Origin of the sequence: Xanthomonas sp. BRIP62415, assembly GCF_003993515.1 — a bacterium.
Classification (GTDB): domain Bacteria; phylum Pseudomonadota; class Gammaproteobacteria; order Xanthomonadales; family Xanthomonadaceae; genus Xanthomonas; species Xanthomonas euroxanthea.
In genome coordinates this window covers 571,382-591,578 of record NZ_QEZH01000023.1, presented here as the reverse complement: position 1 = coordinate 591,578, position 20,197 = coordinate 571,382, and the positions used below count along the sequence as shown (strand labels likewise).

At 66.3% G+C, this 20,197-nt stretch carries 21 protein-coding genes; 4 read left to right on the top strand and 17 right to left on the bottom strand.

Annotated elements, in window-relative coordinates; all coding sequences use genetic code 11:
• Positions 1–80 precede the first annotated feature (80 nt).
• A complete protein-coding gene (locus EO141_RS10300; RefSeq protein ID WP_321186573.1) occupies positions 81–455 on the top strand; it encodes a helix-hairpin-helix domain-containing protein in 375 nt (124 codons plus the stop codon).
• Between the two features lie 476 nt (positions 456–931).
• A complete protein-coding gene (locus EO141_RS10295) occupies positions 932–1,735 on the top strand; it encodes a HutD family protein (protein ID WP_127169227.1) in 804 nt (267 codons plus the stop codon).
• Positions 1,736–1,867: 132 nt separating this feature from the next.
• Here EO141_RS10295 and EO141_RS10290 read toward each other — a convergent pair whose 3' ends face one another.
• The 15 genes from EO141_RS10290 to EO141_RS10220 form a co-directional block, all read right to left on the bottom strand.
• Positions 1,868–3,604: a sulfite reductase flavoprotein subunit alpha gene (locus EO141_RS10290; protein WP_127169125.1), complete on the bottom strand. Its 1,737-nt coding sequence runs from the start codon at positions 3,602–3,604 to the stop codon at positions 1,868–1,870.
• On the bottom strand, positions 3,601–4,575 hold the full coding sequence (locus EO141_RS10285; protein ID WP_164739150.1) for an FAD:protein FMN transferase: 975 nt from the start codon (positions 4,573–4,575) through the stop codon (positions 3,601–3,603). Before EO141_RS10285 ends, EO141_RS10290 begins: the two co-directional genes overlap by 4 nt.
• Positions 4,576–4,642: 67 nt before the next feature.
• Positions 4,643–5,446 carry a DUF4198 domain-containing protein gene (locus EO141_RS10280; RefSeq protein ID WP_127169124.1) on the bottom strand — a complete coding sequence of 268 codons (804 nt, stop codon included), beginning with the start codon at positions 5,444–5,446 and terminating at the stop codon, positions 4,643–4,645.
• A gap of 173 nt (positions 5,447–5,619) precedes the next feature.
• Complete coding sequence (locus EO141_RS10275) at positions 5,620–6,135, bottom strand: DUF2271 domain-containing protein (RefSeq protein WP_104648139.1); 516 nt, start codon at positions 6,133–6,135, stop codon at positions 5,620–5,622.
• Positions 6,136–6,155: 20 nt separating this feature from the next.
• A complete protein-coding gene (locus EO141_RS10270; RefSeq protein ID WP_119131201.1) occupies positions 6,156–6,794 on the bottom strand; it encodes a PepSY-associated TM helix domain-containing protein in 639 nt (212 codons plus the stop codon).
• Between the two features lie 7 nt (positions 6,795–6,801).
• Positions 6,802–7,560 carry a tetratricopeptide repeat protein gene (locus EO141_RS10265; protein WP_126969568.1) on the bottom strand — a complete coding sequence of 253 codons (759 nt, stop codon included), beginning with the start codon at positions 7,558–7,560 and terminating at the stop codon, positions 6,802–6,804.
• Positions 7,553–8,239, bottom strand: coding sequence for a Fe2+-dependent dioxygenase (locus tag EO141_RS10260; RefSeq protein ID WP_115677644.1), 687 nt, complete (start codon positions 8,237–8,239; stop codon positions 7,553–7,555). The genes EO141_RS10265 and EO141_RS10260 overlap by 8 nt, the downstream gene beginning before the upstream one ends.
• Positions 8,240–8,287: 48 nt before the next feature.
• Entirely contained in the window at positions 8,288–10,606 is a 2,319-nt protein-coding gene (locus tag EO141_RS10255) for a TonB-dependent siderophore receptor (protein WP_127169123.1), read from the bottom strand.
• A 566-nt stretch (positions 10,607–11,172) separates the two neighbouring features.
• Positions 11,173–11,502, bottom strand: a complete 330-nt coding sequence (locus tag EO141_RS10250; protein ID WP_104583076.1) for a non-heme iron oxygenase ferredoxin subunit — start codon at positions 11,500–11,502, stop codon at positions 11,173–11,175.
• A complete protein-coding gene (locus EO141_RS10245; protein ID WP_115677642.1) occupies positions 11,499–12,038 on the bottom strand; it encodes a GNAT family N-acetyltransferase in 540 nt (179 codons plus the stop codon). Before EO141_RS10245 ends, EO141_RS10250 begins: the two co-directional genes overlap by 4 nt.
• Before the next feature lie 196 nt (positions 12,039–12,234).
• Positions 12,235–13,479 carry a cysteine desulfurase gene (locus EO141_RS10240; protein WP_127169122.1) on the bottom strand — a complete coding sequence of 415 codons (1,245 nt, stop codon included), beginning with the start codon at positions 13,477–13,479 and terminating at the stop codon, positions 12,235–12,237.
• Positions 13,476–14,738 (bottom strand): Fe-S cluster assembly protein SufD, encoded by a 1,263-nt coding sequence (gene sufD / locus EO141_RS10235; protein WP_127169121.1) that lies wholly within the window; start codon positions 14,736–14,738, stop codon positions 13,476–13,478. The genes EO141_RS10240 and sufD overlap by 4 nt, the downstream gene beginning before the upstream one ends.
• The gene (gene sufC, locus EO141_RS10230) at positions 14,738–15,502 is read right to left on the bottom strand and encodes a Fe-S cluster assembly ATPase SufC (RefSeq protein ID WP_054591439.1); all 765 of its coding nucleotides are present in this window, start codon (positions 15,500–15,502) and stop codon (positions 14,738–14,740) included. Before sufC ends, sufD begins: the two co-directional genes overlap by 1 nt.
• A gap of 112 nt (positions 15,503–15,614) precedes the next feature.
• Positions 15,615–17,072, bottom strand: a complete 1,458-nt coding sequence (gene sufB, locus EO141_RS10225; RefSeq protein WP_104583080.1) for a Fe-S cluster assembly protein SufB — start codon at positions 17,070–17,072, stop codon at positions 15,615–15,617.
• A gap of 16 nt (positions 17,073–17,088) precedes the next feature.
• A complete protein-coding gene (locus EO141_RS10220) occupies positions 17,089–17,547 on the bottom strand; it encodes an SUF system Fe-S cluster assembly regulator (RefSeq protein WP_115677640.1) in 459 nt (152 codons plus the stop codon).
• A gap of 172 nt (positions 17,548–17,719) precedes the next feature.
• Between EO141_RS10220 and EO141_RS10215 the strand changes: the two genes are divergently transcribed.
• Both EO141_RS10215 and EO141_RS10210 read left to right on the top strand, forming a co-directional pair.
• Positions 17,720–18,187 (top strand): SET domain-containing protein-lysine N-methyltransferase, encoded by a 468-nt coding sequence (locus EO141_RS10215; RefSeq protein WP_016902346.1) that lies wholly within the window; start codon positions 17,720–17,722, stop codon positions 18,185–18,187.
• A gap of 106 nt (positions 18,188–18,293) precedes the next feature.
• On the top strand, positions 18,294–18,836 hold the full coding sequence (locus EO141_RS10210) for a type 1 glutamine amidotransferase domain-containing protein (protein ID WP_115677639.1): 543 nt from the start codon (positions 18,294–18,296) through the stop codon (positions 18,834–18,836).
• A 146-nt stretch (positions 18,837–18,982) separates the two neighbouring features.
• Here EO141_RS10210 and EO141_RS10205 read toward each other — a convergent pair whose 3' ends face one another.
• Together EO141_RS10205 and EO141_RS21525 are read right to left on the bottom strand one after the other, a co-directional pair.
• Positions 18,983–19,579, bottom strand: coding sequence for a DUF1439 domain-containing protein (locus tag EO141_RS10205; RefSeq protein WP_127169120.1), 597 nt, complete (start codon positions 19,577–19,579; stop codon positions 18,983–18,985).
• 56 nt (positions 19,580–19,635) lie between these two features.
• The gene (locus EO141_RS21525) at positions 19,636–20,178 is read right to left on the bottom strand and encodes a hypothetical protein (protein ID WP_164739149.1); all 543 of its coding nucleotides are present in this window, start codon (positions 20,176–20,178) and stop codon (positions 19,636–19,638) included.
• Between the last annotated feature and the right edge of the window lie 19 nt (positions 20,179–20,197).

Below are 20,197 nucleotides of genomic sequence, written 5' to 3'. Positions count from 1 at the left end.
GCAGTTCACCGGCTGTGTGAAAAGTTCGTTGGCGATAGGATTGCTGCATGTGGCGCGGGACACTGGCTCCGCCGGCAGGAATGCTGGCTAGGACCATCACCCAAGCCACAAGGAGCGTTGCAATGAGGTCATTTACCGTAGTCCTGAAGTCCCTGCTACTGGCGTTGCTGTTGTCCTCGAATGCGTATGCACTCGACAAGGTCGATATCAACACCGCGTCTGCTGAGGAATTGGACAAGGTGCTGACGAATGTCGGGCGATCAAAAGCCGAGGCAATCGTCGAGCACCGTCAGGCAAACGGTCCCTTCAAAAGTGCCGAGGAACTGGCACTGGTCAAGGGCATCGGACTCAAGACGGTCGAACGGAATCGCGACCTGATCGAAGTAGGAGCCACGATGGCTCCCGCCAAGAAGGCTGCCAAGGGGGCGGCGGTGAAACCGGTGGGACGGCGTTAAGGGGAAAGGATCCGAGATACGGTTCGACGCGAGGATGCGTGGCCGCAACCTAACTGGACAGGATGTCCGGGGGATGGCTGGAAGCCGACAAGGACGTGGAATCGCCCGGTGTTGCACTTGGATGTGCAGCCGGGCGTTTTTCGTTTTGGGGACTCGGCGCGGATTGGCTGGTGCGCGTGGCCATTCCGGGGACGCCGATGGTGCGGCGGAAATGAGTGATGCAGTGGGCCACTCGTAGCGCTCTGCTCCTGGCGGTAGGCTCACTCCGCTGGTCAACCGTCAGCCTATGGCATACGTTTCAACTGCAGGCCTCTGTCTGCTCAGCGGCATCTCGCAGGTGATTGCTGGTTGCCAGCACGTGCCCAGCATTATTGGCCGATGGTATTGCCCGCATCTGTCGTGGAGCCCGGTCGATACGCTGGCGCGCCGAGCCGGGGGAGGACGGACCACCGCAGCGCTTCAGGCACAATGCACCGATGCAGCCCACAGACCTGAGCAGCCGGGTGATTCCGGCCACTGACTACCGCCGCGAGCGGTGGCGCAATCAATTGGGCTGGACGCGCGAGATCCTGTGCCTCGGCGATGCCGACGCGTGGGCGCTACGCCTGTCGATCGCCGAGATCGAACAGGATGCGGTGTTTTCCGCATTCCCAGGCATCGATCGCGAGCTGGTGCTGTTGCACGGCAATGGCATGCGGCTGCAGTTTGGTGATGCTGGCTGCGACAGAAGTGCAGGTGGAAGTGTAGGTGTAGGTGCAGGTGCAGGCATTGGTACTCCTACTGCTACTCCTACTGCGACTGCGACTGCGACTGGCGGCGGCACTGGCGGCAAAAACGATAGCGGCAGCGACAATGAGGGCGGTGGCGCTGGGCGTGGCGGCCATGATGCTGGAGGCGATGGTGGCATCGGTGCTGCTGGCGGCAATCATCGCAGCTGCACATTGCTGCCGCCGTACCAGCGCGTCCGATTCGCAGGCGAAGAAAGGGTGCATGCGACGCTGCTCGACGGGCCGACCCAGGATTTCAATCTGATGTGGCGGCGCGATCTGCTGCAGACCCAACTGCTGCATCGGCCGCTGGTCGGCACCATGCTGTTTTTCGCCGATCCGGGCAGCGCCTGGGCGATCCATCTGCTCGCAGGCCAGGCCAGCTTTGGACGCGACAGCGGCTTGCCACCGTTGGCTGCCGGCGATACCGCATGGCTGAGTGCCTCCACGCGCACCCGCTATGTGCTCGATGGCGGCGGCGAGTTGCTGGCGATCCGGGTGAGTCCGGTCTAGGGCGTTTCACTTATGCGGTGAGCGCACAGCCACCGCAGGCATCGATGATGCGGATTGCAGCAACGGGCGCGCTGGCCTGGCTGCCAGGTCGTCGCTGCGTTGATCGCTGTTGGCAGCGCTACACCCGAGGGTTCAATACACGTCGCGGCGATAGCGGCCGTTGCGTAGCAGTTCCTGTCTGACCTCGGCACCGAGAATGGCATCCAGGGTCCGGTCAAGCTCCGGTGCCATGCCGCGCAGGCTGCCGCAGACGTAGATGCAGGCGCCTTGATCAACCCAATGACGCAAGCGGTCGGCAGCGGCGGCCAGTGCGTGTTGGACGTAATGCGGTGGCTGTTGCCGATCGCGCGAGTAGACAAGTTCCAGGCGTTCGATCCAGCCATCCTGCTGCCACTGCTGCAGCTCGTCGGCGTACAGCGCGTCGTGCGCGGCATTACGCTCGCCGAACAGCAGCCAGTTACGACGTGCGCCGGTCGCGATGCGTGCACGCAGATGCGCGCGCAGACCGGCGATGCCGGTGCCGTTGCCGATCAGCAGCATGGGCTGCTCGGGTGCGGGCGGGTGGAAGCCGGGGTTGCTGCGCAGGCGCAGCGCGATGGCTGCGCCGATCGGTGCATGGACGCAGAGCCAGCCGCTACCCAGGCCCAGGCTGCCGTCGGCGTGCCGGTGCTCGCGCACCAGCAGTTCGGCATGGCCTTCCTCGGGAATGGAGGCAAGCGAGTAGTCGCGATGGGGCAGGGCGGCCAGGCGGCGCACCATTGCTTCTGCGTCCATTGCTGAGCTCAGGCCTGTCCTTGTAGCTATGCCTGCAGCCGCCTCTGTATTCGTACCCACACCTGGGCCACTTTCGCCTCCGGCTTCTGCTTCTGCATCGGGACTGGCACCGGCACCCACATCGATACCGAGAGCGGCATCGGCATCGACGGGAAGTTGCGCGCCGCCGAGCCAGTCGCGCAGGGGGCGGCCGTCGATATGCTGCGCGCCATCGCGTTGGTTGCGCTGCAGCCAGGACTCCACCGCGTCCGGCGTGTTACGCGGTGCAATCTCCGCGATATCGCCTGCGCTCCAGTGCGGCAACGCGCCATCGCATGGCACCAGGCGCAGCCGGTAAATCGGTGCGCCCGCACTGCCGGGATTGACGTGGATGCGCTCGCGTAGCTGCCAGGCGGTGTAGGTCGGCAGGCTCCAGTCCGACTGCGTCGCGAGTGCGGGCGCCAGTTCCACCAGACGGCGTTGCCAGTGCTGCAGTGCGTTCGGGTCGGCGTTATCGACCTCGATGCGCTCGAACAGGCGCGTGGCGCCGCGCGCCTGCAGGCGATCGTCGAGGCGCCGGCCGAACGCGCAGAAGTGCGCATAACCACGGTCGCCCAGGGCCAGGACCGCGTACTGCACGGCAGTCAGATCCTGCGCGTCGTCGGCAAGCCAACTGCGCTCGGCCGACTGCGCGTGGTCGGGTGCATCGCCTTCGCCGGTGGTGCTGACGATGCACAACAGCCGCGGCACGCGTATGAGTTGATCGCGATCGACGGCCTCGATCGGCAGCGCATGCGCGCCGACGCCTGCCGATTGCAGCGCGGCAACGCTGCGTTGCGCCAGTTCGCGCGCAAATCCGGTCTGGCTTGCCCAGACGATCAACACGCCGCTGGCGTCTGCGCGTTGTGCGCCAACACGCGTGCGCGCACGCAGCAGCACGGCCGTGCACAGGCCGAGATACAGCGCCAGGCCGAGAGCCGCCAGTTGCCAGCGCTGCGGCGTGGGTGCACTCCACCATGTGCCGTCATGCAAGCCGCCCAGCCAGCCGACGACGCCGGCAAGCGCCAGCAGAACCAGCCCATTGCCCAGCCACACGCGTGAGGTGGCGCTGCTCATGACGCGGACAGGTGGCGTTCGAACGCCGGGCTCATGGATTCGAGCAGAATGCCGTCCTTGCGCACCAGAAATCGCACGGCCAGGTCCGCCTTGCGTGCACGGGCAAGACCGGCATCGACGCCAAGCACGGTCATCGCGGTGGCACAGGCATCGGCCTGCATCGCATCGGGAGCCAGTACGGTGACCGCCGCGGGGGCATGCGGAACGGGCGTGCCGCTGCGTGGGTCGAAGGTATGCGTATAGCGCGTGCCATCGGCATCGAAGCGGTGCCAGCGATCGCCGGAGGTGGCCACTGCCAGCCCCGCCAGTGCCAGCACCCGTGCCGGCAGCGCGGTGCCGGCATCTTCGTCGGGGGCCGATTCGACCAGCACGCGCCACACGTTGCCATCGGGCTTGCGCCCGTAACCGAACAATTCGCCGCCGACCTCGATCAAGGCACTGTCGATCCCCGACTGCAGCAAGGCGCGATGCACGCAGTCCACACCAAACCCTTTGGCGATGCCGGACAGATCCAGTGCCGCTGCGCCCGGCTGCAGCACGCGCCTGCCATCCAGCCGCAGGCGCTGCCAGCCGCAGCGCAGGCTGGCCAATGCGATCGCCTCTGCTGTCGGCACGCGCTGACGCCCGGCGGCAGCGCCGAAACCCCATAGCTCGACCATCGGGCCGACGGTGGGATCGAAGGCGCCATCGCTGGCCTGTGCAATCTCCAGTGCGGCGCTCAGCACCGCGTGGAATTCGTCGGGCAGGCGGTGCCAGCTGCCTGGTGGTGCGCGGTTGTAACGGCTGATATCCGAATCGGCTTCCCAGGTACTCATCTGCGCAACCACGCGGTCCAGTGCGGCCTGGATGCACGCATGCAAGGGGTGCAGATCGCGTCCGCGCGGCGGCACCAGCTTCACGCTCCAGGTGGTGCCCATGCTGCGGCCGCCGAGCGTGGCAATGGCGTGGTCGGAGGAAGACGGGACGGGCATGGACGGATCGTATGAAGATGGGGCGGCAGGATGCACGCTGTGCGCGCTCCTGCCGCGTGCCGGCAGATTACTGCGGCAGCACTTCCAGCGTGGCGACATAGCCCAGGCGGCGCTGCTTGGCCTGCGGCAGCGAGGTTTTCTTGTCTTCGGTGGTGGTTTCCAGCCAGTACATGCCGGCCTCCGGCCAGGTCACGCTGAAGCCGCCCTTGGCATCGGTGGTGAGCTTGATCTCGTTCTGCGCATCGCGATAGCGGGTACCGCCGCGCACGATCTCGATCTCCAGCCCGGCCGCCGGCTTGCCATCCAGTTGCAGCGTGAACTGCGCCGCCTCGCCGGCGACCAGATCGTTGGGATGGGTCACCGGCACCAGCTCGATGCCCTTGCCGCTGGGCTTGAACACGGTGGTGGTCGGCGCGCCGCGGGTGACGAAGGTTTCCACGCGATTGAAGGACTGCGAGACCTGCAGGTCCTGCGCGTTCTTCGGCACCTCGGTGGCGAAGCGGGCTTCGTCGCCGCGCCAGCGCTTGGGCTTGCCGTCTTCCTTCCAGCTGGCGAACAGGCCGGCGTTGACGATGCTCAGCTTGTAGGTGCCGGGTTGGGTGAGCTGCAGATCGAACACGCTGCGGTACTTGCCGGTGGCCGGATTTTCCGGCGTGAGCGCGCTGCCATCGGGTGCGGTGATGCTCAGCTTGTCCAGGCGCAGCGGCACGTGATTGAAGTAGAACAGGTCGTTGGAGACCGCCGCATCCACGGTGATCCACGGGGCCTCACCGGCGATGACGGTCTGCGACGGCAGCAACCAGGCCTTGTGGGCGAATGCGCTGACCGGCAGTGCGGCGAGCAGGGCGACCAGGACGAGCGAACGTTGCATGACAACTCCTTGAAGGACGATAAGGGCGGTGGGCACGTGTCTGATCAGCGCGCGTCGCTGCGCTGGCTGGATGCGTGGGACAAAAAAGCGGGAGACGATCTGCTGAAGCGGCTGCAGCGGGCGCCAGCGGGGCAGGGACGCAAGCGGCCCGCGCCACCGGCCGACGCCAGGCGTTACGGCTTGGCGACCAGGCTGACGGCGCCCAGTTCGCTGCTGCCACTGGCCTTGGCGCTCTGCGGCGCCTTTGCCGGCCAGCTGAAAGGCACCTTGACCAGTTCGCGGCCGCCGACCTCGCGCGCGGCTTCCACCACCAGCGTGTACTGGCCGGCCGGCAGCGACGTCAATGCGCCCTTGGTGTCGGAGAACGACAGCGCATGCGCGCCGGCCGGGCGGGTGGGGCCGGTGACGCCGTCGACCGGCACCTCCAGGGTGCGCCCGCTCTTGCGCCACCACTGGCGCAGGTCCGGCAGCCACTTGGTGCCATGGCCTTCGGCGGTGTCCTTGGATTGATACCAGACCGCCAGGTTGGCGGCGACCTTCTGGTCCGCGCCTTCCAGCCAGATCGCCACATACGGGCGGTGGTACTCGGCGACGTTGAGCTTGGGAATCTCCACGTTGATGTCGAGCGTGGCGGCGTATGCCGGCATGGCGAGCAGGCCGCTCAGGGCGATGGTCAGGGTGGCGCGCATGATCGTCTCCGGTAGAAAGGTCAGTGGATCAACAGCAGGGCGAGCAGCAACGGAATCAGCAGGCCCAGGCCGACCAGCGGCCAGGTCATGCGGCGCTGGCGCGCATGCAGATGCAGCAGGAACAACCCGGTGATGCAGAACACCAGGCAGGCGATGGCGAACACGTCGATGAACCAGCCCCAGGCCGGCCCTGCGTTACGGCCCTTGTGCAGGTCGTTGAGATAAGCGATGGCGCCGCGCCCGGTACGCTCGTATTCGATCGCGCCGGTGTTGCGATCCAGGCTCAGCCACGCATCGCCGCCGGGGCGCGGCAGCGCCAGGTACACCTCGTCGGCCGACCATTCGCCGTTGCGCGTGCCGATGCTGATCTCCAGCTCACGCCCCAGCCAGTGCGCTACGCGTGGCGGCAGCGGGGCGTCGCCATCTTCGCGGGTGCCCAGGGACTTGAGCAGTGCCGGCGGCAGCGTGAGCGTGCGGTGTTCGGTCGAGGGGCTGGCTTCGATGCGCGCGGCGTGATTCAAGGTCAGCCCGGTGATGGTGAACAGCAGCATGCCGATCAGGCACAGCGCCGAACTGATCCAGTGCCATTGATGCAGCATGCGCAGCCAGAAGCCGCGGCGTTGCTGCGTGGTGGCCAGGGTGTCATTGGAAGTGGCCATGCCGCGCTCAGGCCACGTCCGCTGCCGGGGACGGCTGCAACTGCGATTGCCGCGCGGTCACTTCGCTCAGCAACGCGCGCAGACGTGGGTGCGTTGCACCCGCCAGCAACGGCGTGAGCTGTTGCAGGAAGCCGGCATGCCCGCCGGCGATCGCACGGCGCATCCAGCGCTCGGCCTGATCGAGGTCGCCGGCATCCGCGAGCAAGGTGGCGTAACTGGCCTGGCCGCGAAAATCGCCTGCTTCTGCAGAGCGGCGATACCAGTGGCGCGCAGCGATCGGATCCGCGGTGCAGGCCAGGCCCTGGTCGAGATAGCGCGCCACAAAGTTCATCGACTTGGCGTGCCCGCGTTCGGCGGCCGTGCGGTACAGCGCCAGCGCCTGGGCGTGGTCCTGTGGCACGCCACGCCCGGAGCCGTACAGATGCGCGAGGTTGTACATGCCCCAATCCAGGCCATGTTCGGCGGCGCGGCGATACCACAGCGCCGCCAGCACCTCGTTGCACGCGGTGCCGAAGCCCAGTTCATGGCAACGCCCCAACTGGTTCATCGCTTCCGCATGCCCGGCATTGGCGGCCACCTCGTACCACAGCATGGCCATGGCCGGATCGGCGGGGATGCCGCGGCCCTCGGCGTAGAGCTGCGCGAGCAGCAGTTGCGCCGCCAGATCCTGGCGCTCGGCGGCCTTGCGCAGCCATGCGATCGCGCGATCGGGGTGAGTGCGCAGCAGGTCGATCAACTGCGTGGGGTCCAGTGCGGGCTCAGACATCGGCCCATTGCCGCAACAGGTTGTGATACACGCCGGTGAGCTGGATCAGCGAGGGATGGCCAGGGGTGTCCTGGGTCAGCCGCCGGATGGACACATCCAGTTCGAACAGCAGGCGCCGCTGCGCATCGTCGCGCAACATGCTTTGCGTCCAGAAGAAACACGCCACACGGGCGCCGCCGGTCACCGGCATCACCCGATGCAGGCTGGTGCCGGGATAGATCACCAGGTGCCCGGCCGGCAGCTTCACCGACTGCGTGCCGTAGGTGTCTTCGATCACCAGCTCGCCGCCGTCGTAGCTGTCCGGGTCGCTGAGAAACAAGGTGGCGGAGACGTCGGTGCGGATGGGATCTGCGCCGCCGCGACTGCGGTCGTAACGGATCGCGTTGTCGACGTGATACCCGAACGACTGCCCGCCGCTGTAGCGGTTGAACAGCGGCGGATAGATGCGCCGCGGCAACACCGCCGAAAAGAACGTGCTGTTGCGCGCGAGCGCCTCGAGCACCAGCGCACCGGCCTCGCGTGCAATGGCGCTGTCTTCGGGCAGTTGTGCGTTGTCCTTGGCCTGCGCGGACTGATGGCCGGCAGTGATGCGGCCGTCCGCCCAGTCGGCTGCGTCCAGCCGTGCCCGCAACTCGCCGAGTTGTGCGGGGGTGAGGACATCGGGAATGGGCAGCAACATGGGCAGATCTCCACGCCGCCCGCACCGTGCGGGCGGCGTGCCGGAGGCTTAGAAACTAAACGTGGCGCTCAACACCGCCGAGCGGCCTTCGCCAGGAATTGCCCAGCCATTGCCCGCCGTGACAGTCCCTGCGGCGTTGACGGTGAGGTTGTTGCGCACGCTGGTGTAGTACTCCTCGTCGAACAGGTTGTTGACGTTCAACTGCAGGCTGAGCCAGTCGTTGACGCGCAGGCCGACCATCGCGCGGTGCACCCAGTAGTCATCGGTCTTGATGTAGGCGGCCGCCGAGGAATTATTCGGATAGAAACCGCCCTGGTAGGTGACGCCGTAGCCGAAGGTCCACTGGTTGAGCGTGTAGGTGGTCCAGATGTTGCCGGCATTGCGCGGAGTCTGCACCAGCTCGCGTCCGGCCACCGGGTCGCCGGTGAGGCTCTCGGTGCGGTTGGACACGCTCTGCAGCACTTCGCTGTCCAGGAAGGTGTAGTTGGCGAAGATCGACCAGCGCTCGGTCAGGTAACCGGCGGCGCCAAGCGCGACGCCGTCCACGCGCGCCTTGCCGTCCAGCACCTGCTCGGGAATCAGCGGGTCGCCGCTGTTGACCTTGTAGTTTTCGCGCTCATTGCGGAACACCGCAGCGGTCAGTGCCAGGCGCTGGTCCAGCACGTCCCACTTGCCGCCCAGTTCGATGTTGACCGCCGTCTCCGGCTCGACATTGCAGTTGGCGCCGGCGGTGGCAGTGGCGATCGGCGTGCACGAGCCGTTGACCGAGGCCTTGGACGGCGTCTTGCTGTTGGCGTAGGACAGGTACAGGCTGGCGTTCTCGGCCGGCTTGAAGACCAGGCCGGCGCGATACGAGAACAGGTCCTCTTCGCTGCCGGCCGGGAAGCCCGGGCTCACACCGGTGACGTTGCCGGCGGCGTTGACGGTATAGGTGGTGCTGTCGCCTTCGTTGTGCTCGTAGCGGCCGCCCAGGTTGAGCATCCATTGCTCGTTGAACTGCAAGGTATCGAACAGGTACACCGCCTGGTTGGTCAGGCTGCCCTTGCTGCGCCCGGTGCGGAAATAGTTCTGCGGGCCGGTCCAGACGTTGTAGGGATTGTCGAAGGACTGCAGCGGATAGGTAATGCCGGTGGTGGAGCCATCGGCATTGCGGAAGGTGGTGCCGCTATCGAGTTCGAAGTCTTCCTTGCTGAAGGCCACGCCAGCGACCACGCGGTGCTCGATGGCGCCGGTGTGCAAGGTGGCGGTCAGGTCGGTCTGGCTGTGCGCGATGAAGTTCTCCGTCTCGCGCACCAGGCCGCGCGGGCCACTGTTCGGATTCCAGCTGGCTGCCGGCTGGCCGGCGCAGGCGCGGCCGGTGTACGGATCGGTGCCGTCGGGCAGGCACCAGGTGCCCTGCAGCGCGGTGGCGTTGGTGGTCTGGTCGACCCGCTGCACGCGCGCCAGGCTGCGCAGCTTGACGGTGTCGTCGAAGTCCATTTCCAGCACGCCGGTCAGCATGTCCACGTCGATGTCCTGACGCGAGGTGTTGCGGTAGCCGAAGAAGGTTTCCGGGTCCACGCCCGGCAGCGGACCGTCGTTGAACGGGCTGAGCGCGAACGGCACGCCGTACTGCGGCAGGTTGTTGTCGTGCTGGTGCAGGTAGCTCAGGGTGAAGCGGGTATCCGAGCCCAGGCCGAAGGCCACCGACGGCGCAAAGCCCCAGCGATGCCGGAATTCCTCATCGCGCCCCGGCACGTCCTGGGTGTGGCCCATCGCGTTCAGGCGCACGGCGGTGCCGTTGTCGAAATCGTAATTGCTGTCGGCGGTCAGCCGGCCATAGCGGTCGCTGCCGCCACCGACCACGACGTTGGTGAAGTCGCCCTGGCCGGCGGTCTTGGTCACCAGATTGATGTTGCCGCCGACCGAACCGGCGCCGGACATGGCCGAGTTGGCGCCGTTGATCAGCTCCACCGCTTCCAGGTTGAAGGTGTCGCTGCGGCTGTACTGCGCGCTGTCGCGCACGCCATCGGTGGTGATGTCGCTGCTGGCGGTGAAGCCGCGCAGGTTGATGCTGTCGCCATAGCCGCCGCCGCCTTCGCCCGCGCCGAAGGTGATGCCGGGCAGGGTGCTCAGCACGTCGCGCAGCGACAGCAGGTTCTGCTGGTCCATGGTCTGCTTGGTGACCACGGTGATCGTCTGCGGCGTGTCGCGCAGCACCTCGGTGTACTTGGGCGAGGACGGCTTTTGCGCACGTTCCTGCTGCACCCGGATGGCGTCCAGATCGACCGCGCCCGGAGGCGCCGGCGCATCGCCGGGCTGGGCGAAGGCAGGAGCGGACAGCGTCAGCAGCACGGCCGAGGTGAGCGGGGAAATCCTGGGAGTCATGAGGCGTCTCGAAGAGGAAAGCGAGGCTCCGGCCTGGCGATGGCTCGGCGGATGCGGGATGGGAAGGCGGATCGGGAGCGGGCCCGCTAGCCCGAGGCGGCCAGTCGGCCCGACCAGTGTCCGGACACACGCAAGCGCTGCGCAGCCAGGCGCATGCGGGGCAAGGTCAGGAAAAACGTGTCGAGCAGGGCTGGGCGCATGGGATCGCAGGGCAGGCCAGTTGTTAAGAAGGCCTGAAGGGCTGAGATCTTAAATGCAAATCATTCTTCTTTGCAATCTTTCTTGGTGCCTGCCAGGCGAAGGGGCAACCGCGACGCCTGAGGCATCAGGCAGCTGCAGTCCCAAGGCAGAGATGCGTGGGAGATGCGCGTATCTGCGCTTGCTCGCCGGCCCAACAGCCGCGCTCCAGCCGGCCGTGCTCGCTGACATGGCAGGGGGGTGTTCCCATGCAGGGCGCGGAGCCGCGGACTCCGGGTGCGCATGCAGGACAGCGACCCACTGCAGATCAGCGCCGTGCGTGGCCTCCACTTACGGCTGCCGTATCTCGCGCGCGGATGCGGCCGCGGTCAGCGGTCGTCGCGGGTCCAGATGCCGCCGTGTTCGCGCTTGACCGGGAACTTGGGCACCGCGGTGTAGGCCGGTGCGCACAGCGGGCGGCCGTCGCGGATGTCGAAGCGGGCGCTGTGCAGCAGGCACTCGATGCTGCCTTCTACGGGGTCGAACGTGCCCGGCGACAATTCATAGTCTTCATGGCTGCAGCGGTCTTCCAGCGCGTACAGCTCGCCGTCGAGGTTGAAGATCACGATCGGGGCATCGGTTACCTCGTCCCAGACGGTCTGCAGCTCGCCGGGCAGCAGCGCCTCGCTGGCGCAGACAAAGGTCCAGGTGTCGCTCACAGCGCTGCGCCGCCGAGCGGTTTTTCCAGCACCTCGAAGCGCAGGTCCTGGCGCAGCGGCACGCCGAAACGCGCGTCGCCATACGGGAACGGCTTGGTGATGCCGGTGCGGCGGTAGCCGCGTCGCTCATAGAACGCAATCAGCTCGGCGCGAATGTCGATCACTGTCATGCGCATCACCGGCAGCTGCCACTCGCTGTGGGCGATACGCTCGGCCTCGGCCAGCAGCGTCTTGCCCAGCCCGCTGCCCTGCAGCGCGGGGTCGACCGCAAACATGCCGAAGTAGCCGGCACCCTGGTCGTCTGCGATATGCGCACAGGCCAGCAGGCGCCTGTCCTGTTCGACCAGCAGCACCAGGCTGCGATCGCGCAGCAGGTCCTCGCGCAGGACTGCAGGATCGATCCGCGCGCCGTCGAGAAAGTCGGCCTCGGTGGTCCAGCCCACCCGGCTGACATCACCGCGATAGGCCGAGGTCACCAGTGACACGAGGGCGTCGATATCGTCGACGGTGGCGGTACGGAAGGTGGTGGTCTGCATGGGAGCAGTTTAATCGGGAATCGGGAATCGGGAATCGGGAATCGGGAATCGGGAATCGGGAATCGGGAATCGGGAATCGGGAATCGGGAATCGGGAATCGGGAAAAGCGTTGCGCCGCTCGATGAGCTATTCCACGTGTCGAATCGCATCAGTCTGCGGGAGAGCCGCATTGTCGATTCTCCATTCCCGATTCCAATCAACCCAGCAGGCGACGCACCTTCACCAGCGCAGCAACGAAGCGCTCGATCTCGTCATGCGTGTTGTAGAACGCCAGCGAGGCGCGGCAGGTGGCGGCGACGCCGTAGTACTGCAGCAGCGGGTGCGCGCAGTGCTGGCCCGAGCGCACCGCGACGCCTTCCAGGTCGAGCAGGGTGGCCAGGTCGTGGGCATGCGCGCCTTCGATCAGGAACGACACCACCGCGGCCTTGTCCGGCGTGGTGCCGAAGATGCGCAGGCCGTCGATGCGCTGCAGCTCCTCGGTGAAGTGCGCCAGCAGCTCGGCCTCGCGCGCTTCCACATGCGCCAGGCCGACCGACTCCAGGTAATCGACTGCCGCGCCCAGGCCGATGAATCCGGCGATGTTGGGCGTGCCGGCTTCGAACTTGTGCGGGGCCTCGTTGAACACCGTGCCCTCGAAACTCACTTCCTTGATCATCTCGCCGCCGCCCAGGAACGGCGGCATCGCCTGCAGGTGTTCGCGACGCGCCCACAGTGCGCCGGTGCCGGTGGGCCCGCACATCTTGTGGCCGGTGATTGCGTAGAAATCGCAACCGATGCCGGCCACGTCGATACGCCGATGCGGCGCCGCCTGCGAGCCATCCACCACGGTGACGATGCCGCGCTTGCGCGCCTCGCGGCAGATCTCGCGCACCGGATTGACCGTGCCCAGCACATTGGACACATGCGTGATCGCCAGCAGCTTGACCTGCGGCGTCATCGCCTTGCGCAAGGCGTCCAGATCCAGTGCACCGTCCGGGGTGATCTCGGCCACGCGAATGGTGGCGCCGGTGCGTTGCGCCACCAGCTGCCACGGCACGATGTTGGCGTGGTGCTCCATGCGCGAGATCAGGATCACATCGCCGGCGCCCAGGCGCGGCAGCGCCCATGAATAAGCGACCAGATTGATCGCAAAGGTCGTGCCGCTGCACAGCACCAGTTCGTCGGCGCGTACGTTGAGAAAGCGTGCCAGCTTGCTGCGCGCGCCTTCGAAGGCATCGGTGGCCTCGGTGCCCAGCGCATGCACTGCGCGGCTCACGTTGGCGTTCTGGCGACGGTAGAACTCGTCGGTCGCGGCGATGACCTGCAGCGGCTTCTGCCCGGTGTTCGCGTTGTCGAAATAGATCAGCGGCTTGCCATGCACCTGCCGCATCAGCAACGGGAAATCCGAGCGCACGCGCTCCCAGTCCGGCGCGGCGAGGTGCGTGGTGGCGGGCGCGTTCATGCCACGCCTGCCGAGGTCAGTGCGCGATCCAGCTGCAGCGCCAGCACCGCGCCCAGCGCGCTGGGCAGCATGCGCAGCGGCTCGTGGCAGAACGCGGCGCTCAGCAAACGCTGCGCCTCGGCCTGCGGCAGGCCGCGCGAGCGCAGATAGAACAGGGCATTGTCGTCGAGCTGGCCGACGGTGGCGCCATGCGCGGCCTGCACTTCCTCGGCATCGATCACCAGCACCGGCTGGGTATCGATCTCGGCATTGGCCGACAGCAGCAGGTTCTTGTTCGACAGCCGCGCGTCGGTGCCGTCGGCGCCGGGACGGATGTTGATGCCGCCGTGGAAGACCACCCGGCTGCGATCGGCGCCCACGCCGCGCCAGACCAGCTCGCAGCTGGTGTCGCGGGCGATGTGCGCGATACCCAGGCGTGTATCGACATGGCGGCGGCCGTTGCCGAGCAGCACGCCATTGGCGGTGAGCTGGGCGTTGTTGCCTTCCAGGCGCACGTTGAGCTCGTGGCGCGACAGGTTGGAACCCAGTTCCAGATCCACGCGCTGGTAGCGCGCATTGCGCGCCAGCACCGCGTCGGTGCGCAACAGCGACGTTGCGTGCGCACTGTCGGCCTGCACGCGCGCATGCGACAGCACCGCATCCTGGGCCAGATGGACATGCATCAGGCTGTTGTGCAGATGCGCGGCATCGCCGACATGCAGGTGATGCTCGACCACGTTCAGCGCCGCGCCGGCGCGCAGTTCGATCAGGTGACGGTGATGCCAGGACAGGTCGTGCTCGCCGGCCACGCCGATGAAGACCAGGTGCAGCGGCGCCTCGATCTGCGCGCCGTCCTGCACGCGCACCAGCACGCCTTCGTCGGCAAGCGCGGCATTGAGGCGCGCGAAGATTTCGTCGCGTCCCTCGAAACGGCGGCCAAGCAACTGCTGCGCGTCGTCGCCTGCGGCCAGCGACGCGGACAAGGTGTCCAGCTGTACGCCGTCCGGCAGCGTCGACAGGTCGCTCAATGCGTCGGACGGGCGGCCGTTGACGAACACCAGTCGCGGTGACGGGATCTCGTCCAGCAACGCGGCGTCGATCAACGTCGGCACCAGCGGCGCGGGCTGGAAGCTGCGCCGCTCCAGCTGCCGCAGCGAGGTGTATTTCCAGGCTTCGGCGCGCGGGCCGGGCAGGCCGGTCTGCAGCGCGGCATCGAGCTCGGCGCGGCGCGCGTCGTTGCCGCTGAAGCCACGGGCGAGGGATTCCAGCAGGGCGCTCATCAGGCAGCCGCCTCGGGCACCACGCGGTCCTTGAGGAAGTGGTAGCCGTGCTTTTCCAGCTCCAGCGCCAGTTCCGGGCCACCGCTCTGCACGATGCGGCCTTCGGCCAGGACATGCACCACGTCCGGGGTGATGTAGTCGAGCAGGCGCTGATAGTGGGTGATCACCAGGAACGAACGCTCCGGCGAGCGCAGCGCGTTGACGCCATCAGCCACGCTCTTGAGCGCGTCGATGTCCAGGCCCGAATCGGTCTCGTCCAGGATGGCGAGCTTGGGTTCGAGCACAGCCAGCTGGAAGATCTCGTTGCGCTTCTTCTCGCCACCGGAGAACCCTTCGTTGACGCCACGGTGCAGCAGCTCGTCCTTCAGATGCAGCACGGCCAGTTTCTGCCGCACCAGCTTGAGGAACTGCATCGAGTCCAGCTCGTCCTCGCCACGCGCCTTGCGTTGCGCATTGAGCGCGGCACGCAGGAAATAGGTGTTGTTGACGCCGGGGATTTCCACCGGGTACTGGAAGGCCAGGAACAGACCGGCCGCCGCGCGTTCTTCCGGCGGCAGCTCGAGCAGGTCCTTGCCTTCGAACTGCACGCTGCCGGCGCTGACCTCATAGCCGTCGCGCCCGGCCAGCACATTGCCCAGCGTGGACTTGCCGGCGCCGTTGGGGCCCATGATGGCGTGCACCTGGCCCGGCTGGATGTCCAGCGACAGGCCCTTGAGGATGTCTTTGCCGGCGATGCTGGCGTGGAGGTTGTTGATCGTAAGCATGGGAATAGGGAATCGAGAATAGGGAATGGGTAATGCGAGACGTTGGCGCGGCAAGGAGCAGGAAAGAGAACCAATACCGATTCTCCATTCCCCACTCCCCATTCCGTCGGCGTCAGCCGACGCTGCCTTCCAGCGAGACTTCCAGCAGCTTCTTGGCTTCCACTGCGAACTCCATCGGCAGCTCGCGGAACACCTGCTTGCAGAAGCCGTCGACGATCAGCGACACCGCGTCCTCCTGGCTGATGCCGCGCGCGCGGCAATAAAACAGCTGGTCGTCGCTGATCTTGGAGGTGGTGGCCTCGTGCTCGACGGTGGCGCCGGGATTCTTCACCTCGATGTAGGGGAAGGTATGCGCGCCGCACTGCTTGCCGATCAACAACGAATCGCACTGGGTGTAATTGCGCGCGCCATCGGCATTGCGGTCCACCTTGACCAGGCCGCGATAGGTGTTCTGTCCGCGCCCGGCGCTGATGCCCTTGCTGACGATCTTGCTCTTGGTGCGCTTGCCGATGTGGATCATCTTGGTGCCGGTATCGGCCTGCTGACGGTGATGGGTCAGCGCCACCGAATGGAACTCGCCGACCGAATCGTCGCCGAGCAGCACGCAGGAGGGATACTTCCAGGTGATCGCCGAACCGGTTTCGACCTGGGTCCAGGTGACCTTGCTGCGCGCGCCGCGGCACTCGGCACGCTTGGTGACGAAGTTGTAGATGCCGCCACGGCCTTCCTCGTCGCCTGGATACCAGTTCTGCACGGTCGAATACTTGATCTCGGCATCTTCCAGCGTCACCAGCTCGACCACCGCCGCGTGCAACTGGTTCTCATCGCGCATCGGCGCGGTGCAGCCTTCCAGATACGACACATAGGCCTTGTCCTCGCACACGATCAAGGTGCGTTCGAACTGCCCGGTGTGGCCGGCGTTGATGCGGAAATAGGTGCTCAGTTCCATCGGGCAACGCACGCCCTTCGGGATGAAAACGAAGCTGCCATCGGAGAACACCGCCGAGTTGAGCGCGGCGAAATAGTTGTCGCCAACCGGCACCACGCTGCCCAGATATTGTTTGACGATCTCCGGGTGCTCCTTGATGGCCTCGGACATCGAGCAGAAGATCACGCCCTTTTCGGCCAGCTCCTTGCGGAAGGTGGTGCCGACCGAGACCGAGTCAAACACCGCATCCACTGCCACGCCGGCCAGCCGGGCGCGCTCGTGCAACGGCACGCCGAGCTTGTCGTAGGTGTCGAGCAGTTCCTTGGGCACGTCGTCCAGCGAGGCGTACTTCGGGCCCTTGGGCGCGGAGTAATAGCTCAATGCCTGGAAATCGATCGGCGAAACCTTCAATTTCGCCCATTCCGGCATCGGCATCTTCAGCCAGTGCCGATACGCCTCGAGACGCCAGTCGGTCATCCATTGCGGCTCGTCTTTCTTGGCCGACAACGCACGGATGACGTCCTCGTCCAGGCCGGGCGGGAGCGAGTCCGATTCGATCTCGGTGATGAAGCCGGCGTCATAGCGTCGGCCCAACCGTTCGATAATTTCGGCATTCTGCGGGGGTGCAAGTTCGGTGGCCATCGGGCTGCCTACAGGGTCAGGTGGTCGCGACGCGTGCGGCGATGGAACGCCGACGGCCGTCGCCAGGGAGAGAGAGGGGCTGCAACATCTGGGCGAGCGTGACGCGACGCAATGCATCGCCGACCACGTCGTTGATCAGGCGCCAGTTGGAGCGCACCCCGCATGTCTGCGCGATGCCGCACTGGCTGTGGTCCTGGCTGCATTCGGTGATCGCCAGCGGGCCTTCCATCGCCTCGACGATCTCCACCAGCGTGATCTCGCTGGCCGCGCGCGCCAGGCGGTAGCCGCCATGCACGCCGCGCAGCCCTTCGACCAGGCCCGCCTGCGACAGCGGCTTGAGGATCTTGCTCACGGTCGGCGGTTCCAGGCCGGCCTGCTCGGCCAGTTCGCTGGCGCTGAGCACCTGCCCGCAGCGCGCTGCCAGGACGGTCAACACGACGGTGGCGTAATCGGTGAGTTTGGTAACGCGCAACATGAGCGAGCAGGAACCTTAAAGCGGACCGAAATTGTACTCTTTCCGGCCGGGCAGGGCCAACCGCCCGGTTCAGCCGCCGGCAAGCGTGCGCCGTTGCGAGCGATGGTGCGCTTGTGCTTGGCGCATCGTCGCACTGCAGTCACAATGAGCGGCCCCATCACTGGACCCCTTCATGTCGCGCAAAGTTGCCGCCCGCAAGTCACGTATCCACGGCAATGGCATGTTCGCCCTCGCCGCGCTCCGCAAAGGCGAGCGCATCATCCAGTACAAGGGGCGTTTGCGCACGCACGCGGAAGTGGATGCCGATGACACCGGCGATGTCGAAAGCGGGCATACCTTCCTGTTCACGCTCAGCGACGACTACGTGCTGGATGCCAACTACGAGGGCAATGTCGCGCGCTGGATCAACCACAGCTGCAATCCCAATTGCGAAGCGGTGATCGAAGAGGCCGAAGGCGACGACCGTAGCAAGGACAAGATCTTCATCGAGGCCAAACGCGCGATCAAGGCCGGCGAAGAGCTCACCTACAATTACGGCATCACGCTGGCCGAGCGGCATACGCCGCGTCTGAAGAAGATCTGGGCATGCCGCTGCGGGTCCAAGAACTGCACCGGCACCATGCTGCAGCCCAAGCGCTGAGCACGCGCGTGCGGCTGCCCGCACTGACGCGGCGCACACATCGGTTCACCCACGTGCAACAGCTGCACGACTAGCGTGCGGGCTTCTTTTCAGCAAGGAGTCCCCCATGTCTTATTCGCTCTCCGGCAAGACCATCGCCGTGCTCGCCACCGACGGCTTCGAACAGTCCGAACTGACTGAGCCCAAGCGCCTGCTGGAATCCTGGGGTGCCAAGGTCGATGTGATCGCGCCCGGTGACGCAGCGCAGATTCGCGCCTGGGACAAGACCGACTGGGGCGATTCGGTGCCGGTGGACCAGCGGCTGGACCAGGCCAAGGTCGACACCTACGATGCGCTGGTGCTGCCGGGCGGTGTGCTCAACCCCGACACCCTGCGCGGCGACGCCAAGGCGATCGCATTCATCCAGGCCTTTGCCAGTGCAGACAAGCCGGTTGCCGCGATCTGCCACGGCCCGTGGCTGCTGGTGGAAAGCGATCTGGTGCGCGATCGCGACGTCACCTCGTGGTCGTCGGTCAAGACCGACCTGCGCAATGCCGGCGCACGCTGGCAGGATGCAGAAGTCGTTGTCGACGGGACGCTGATCACCAGCCGCAAGCCAGACGATATCCCGGCCTTCACCGCCGCGGTGGCCAAGGCCCTGGCGTCCTGATCGCATCGTTGCAATGGTGACAGCATGAAAGCAAAGGCCCGGCGTGGTGGCGCCGGGCCTTTGTCTTGATCAAATAATGGTTCGCGCGACTTTGCGCAACGGCATGACGGCGTACGTCCATGCTGCGTCGCGACCGGTGCGAGGGCCTATTTCCCGGACAGCGCGGCTGCCGGCACCAGTTGCTCGATGTTCTGGTTGAAATTGACCGCGACGCGGCCGTTCTGGATGCCGACCGACTCCACCTGCACATTGCCCATCACCGCCGCGATGGCCGGGTCGATGCGATAGATCGGCTCCTTGCGCGCGTAATCGGCCAGCCAGGCATTGAGCAGCTGGCGGGTGCTTTGGTCGAGTCGTGCGCCGGCATTGGCCGGGCGGAAGTCATCGATGGTGGGCTGATCCAGGTAAAAGCCCTGTTTGGCGGTGTCGTAGCGCAGTGCGCTGGTCAAGGTCACATTGCCGACCGGTGCGGGCGCGCCGCCGGCGGTGGCCAGCGCCAGATCGAATGCCATCTTGAGCCGGTCGCCCGGCGGCAGCGACAGCACCGGATTGCTGACCGTCATCTCGACCAGGCCGCCCAGCGCATCATGCGTCTGCGGGAAGCGGCCACCCAGGAACTGCTGCAGGTCGCTGCCCTGCACGCTGATCTGGTGCCCCTGGATCTGCGGCGTCGCCCACGCGCCGGTCGTCGGTAGCGCCAGAGCCAGGGCAAGCAGGGATCCGGCAAGCGAACGCAGTTTCATCGGGTGACTCCGGCAACAGGTGGAGATCACCTTAGTCGGTGCCGGTGAACCGTGGGTTAGCGCAACACCGGATGCAGGGTGGCCGAATAGATCTCCCAGTCGTCGCTGCCGCTGCGCGGCTGCAGCCGGTAAGCGCCGGCCAGGCGTTGGGTGCCGGCCTCGGTGCGCACGATCAGCCGCACCGGCACTTCGATCAGGCGCGGGGGCTGCGCGTGGTCCAGTGCGATGGGCGGGTCGTTGTCGATGCGCATCGACTGGATGTTGGTAATGCTGCGCAGCGCCGCATCGTCCGGTACCGGCGCAGGGCGACCACCGCTCCACAGTGCATCGGCATCGCCGCGCGCCGCGCCGGGCAAGGCGCCCAGATACCGCTGCACGGTTGCGCTTGCTTTGGCAAAGCTGGCGCGCGCGGCGGCATCGTCAAGGTTGGCATCGGTTGCGGGTCGTGCGGGCGCATCGCCCTCAGTGGCGCCCCCTGGCGTCTTGGTCGCCGCCATGACTTGCGAGGACGCTGCCGTGGCGGTTTCTTCGTCAGCGCTGCGATGACAACTGCAACCGGCGATGGCCGCTGCAAACATGACGATCCCCAACCCACGCATGGCGCATCTCCCGTCCCCG